Annotated in this window: 4 protein-coding genes; 2 read left to right on the forward strand and 2 right to left on the reverse strand. The window is 36.8% G+C overall.

The genetic code is table 11. From position 1 onward, the window contains the following. The first annotated feature begins 45 nt into the window (after positions 1-45). Positions 46-612, forward strand: a complete 567-nt coding sequence (locus GX756_04590) for a cupin domain-containing protein (protein ID NLC17139.1) — start codon at positions 46-48, stop codon at positions 610-612. A 1,067-nt stretch (positions 613-1,679) separates the two neighbouring features. Here the strand turns inward: GX756_04590 and GX756_04595 are convergent. Then, positions 1,680-2,030, reverse strand: a complete 351-nt coding sequence (locus GX756_04595; GenBank protein NLC17140.1) for a hypothetical protein — start codon at positions 2,028-2,030, stop codon at positions 1,680-1,682. 156 nt (positions 2,031-2,186) lie between these two features. Beyond that, positions 2,187-2,345 carry a hypothetical protein gene (locus GX756_04600; protein ID NLC17141.1) on the reverse strand — a complete coding sequence of 53 codons (159 nt, stop codon included), beginning with the start codon at positions 2,343-2,345 and terminating at the stop codon, positions 2,187-2,189. 14 nt (positions 2,346-2,359) lie between these two features. Here GX756_04600 and GX756_04605 point away from each other — a divergent pair. Then, positions 2,360-3,002: DUF421 domain-containing protein (locus tag GX756_04605; protein NLC17142.1), on the forward strand; the 643-nt coding region annotated here is incomplete at its 3' end.

Consider the following 3,002-nt stretch of genomic DNA (forward strand, 5'->3'; position numbering starts at 1 on the left):
CGCATATGCTGTTATTAGTTTGTTAATAAAGGAGAAGTTTACATAATGTCTTATTCCAACAATTATTTTGGCAGGGATCCAAACAAGCCAATGACGGACCAAAAACAACAATCTTACGCGCCAAGAAGCAACGAGACCAGACCTACAAGCCAACAGCTAAAAGATTACGGGCCTTATCCTTTGGTCGCCAATATGGAAAGGGCGACAATGATCAATCCCAATTTTAGAACGGCGCTTTGGACGGGAAAGTATCTGCAAGTAACCTTAATGAGTTTGCGCCCCGGCGAAAATATTGGCTTAGAAGTCCATCCCGATACGGACCAATTTTTGATGGTCATGCACGGAAAGGCAAAAGTCATGATGGGCAAAACCAAAGACAACCTCAACTTTACCGCGGACGCGCCCCCCAACACCGCGATAGTCGTTCCCGCTAACACCTGGCACAACCTTACCAATATCGGCAACACGCCGCTAAAGCTGTTCACAATCTACGCGCCGCCCGAACATCCTTTTGGAACGGTCCACCGCACCAAAGCCGAGGCCGAGGAAGCCGAAAAAAACTACAAAACAGCCCAAACGGCTTCCGGATTTATTTATAGCCTAGAAGAATGAAATTTTTAAGAATTTTAAAAACCTAAGATTAAATCGCATAAGGCGCGGCCAGATTTTAGAAAAAATCCAAAACACAACAAGCCCTTAAATAATTAAGGGCTTATAAACTTTGCGCTAATTTTAGAATTTAATGGGTATAAAATTTTTGCGTCAAAATTTTATAAATTTAACCGCCTGTAATATAGCGCCTTGCCGCTTTTAAAAAAGAAATGTAAAATGATTTAAATGGGAAAAAAGCGATTGCGTTTTTTAATTAGGTTTAGTAGATATAGCAGTAAATGCAAATAGCAGCTTAATAGGATAACTTAAAATTGGCGCGTTAAAGTCTAGCAAATATAAAAACCTTGTTAAAGCTAAAAATAGCGGCAGGGCGGTTTTTTGCAAAAGCGACATCATATTGGGTATAAGGCAGCGGCTTAAATGGCAAAAGCTAATATAGTTTTTGGGGCGACTAAATATTGGTATGGAATAGCGGTTGATTTTAAAATCTTAATTTTTTGCGCCATTTTTTGAATGGCTAAATTTAAAAATTTTTTTAACTATCTTAATTTTTTATATCTTTAATTTTTTTTGATAAGCCTTGTTATTAAAGAATACTAACATTAAAAGACAGGATAAGACAAAATTTTTTTAAGCAAAAATATCCTTTTCCAATATCATCAAAATGTTTTTTAGGTTTTTGATTTCATTTTGGCAGGATTTGATAAGATTATTTAATTTAAAATTTAGCTTTTTGATTTTGGTTTTGGCTTTTTTATAAATTTTATATGTCATATCTTAAGTTTAAATTACAATACGCCCTTTTTTCAAGGCGATATGCCAAAACTTAAAGCGTAATTTTTTTGGCTTTTTTAAATTATATAAAAAATACCTTAATATTAAATTCCAATATATCCGTTATTTCAAGGCGATTTTTTCAAAAACTAAAAACCCTAATTAGCTTGATTTTCTAAAATTTTGGTTTTATAAGTCATATTTTAAATCCAAATACGACCAAACGGCTGATTTTTTCAAGGCGATTATGACCAAAAACAAAAGCCCCGATTATCTTGGGGCTTTTTGTTTGTTTACTTGCCGGTAGGATTGTCTATCAGCGCCGCCACCCTGAATTTATGGGAATGGCCCGCGTCAAAACTGGTTGCCGCCTTGGCAAAGTGCACATGGCGGTCGCCTACCTTGATAGCGCCCGAAGAATTGCCGCAAAACTCGTGATAATGCCCGTCATAAAAATCGGTAAAAAACTTTACCCTGTGAAAATGGTCGCCGTTAGGCAAGAGTATGGCTTCGCTTGACACGGTGGCAAATCTATGCGCGTGCGGAACTCTCCCCGCCACAAATACGCTGCCCAAAACTTCGTGGACATGGCGCTGCACGGGGGCTTGCGCGTTAACGCTTTTTGGTGCTTCTTTTTCGTGCATGTTTTTCGCTCCTTAATTTTTTCTTTTGCATGGCTATGTATTATTTTATGCCCAAGTTTTAAAGGCCGTTCTTGTTTGGCTTTTAGGTTAATTGATAATTTTGCTATATCTAATAAAACTAACAAAAAAATTAAAAACTTGTTTTAAAATCCAGATTTATCTAAAATTAAAAAATTCGTAAGCTAAGAATTTTAAAACTTTGGTTATTTTTAAATAATTTCTATCAACGCCAAACTTAAAATAAGCAAAACCTAATTTAAATCTATCAAGTGCGCGCCAAATACTTTGCGGGCGTTCCAAAACTCCAAAAAGCATAAAATTTTGCCTTAATGAAAACATTAATTACTATGGGAAATGTTTTTAAGGTTTTAATTTCGGCCGCGATCGCGTTTTTGTATTTGCTGGTGATTTCCAAGCTTTTGGGCAAAAAACAAATCGCCGAGATGGATTTTATCACCTATGTCACGGGCATATCCATAGGCTCCATCGCGGCGGAGATGTCCACCAACGCCGCCAAAGAGCCTTTGTATCTTTATTTAATAAGTATGAGTGTGTTCTTTTTGTTTGATTTTTTAATTGGGCTGTTGACAAGAAAGGGCTTGTGGATAGAAAAATTGCTGGTAGGCTCGCCCATTATAATAATTGAAAACGGCAGGATAAATTATAAAGCCCTCAAAAAAAGCAAGCTCACCGTAAGCGAAGTGATGAGTTTCGCGCGCGAAAAAGGTTATTTTTCAATGGACGATATAGCGTTTGGGATATTTGAATCCAACGGCAAATTTTCAATTTTGCCAAAAGAAGACAAAAGCGCCCTCATCGCCCAAGACCTCAAGATAAAAAAAGAAAAGGCGTCCTTGCCGTTTTGCGTAATAGCCGACGGCAAGATATCCAAAACGGCGTTAAAAAAACTAAACAAAGACAAAGAATGGCTCTATAAAAAACTAGACCTTAACAAACAAATACTCAAAAAAA

The organism is Clostridiales bacterium (assembly GCA_012512255.1).
Taxonomy (GTDB): Bacteria; Bacillota; Clostridia; order Christensenellales; family DUVY01; genus DUVY01.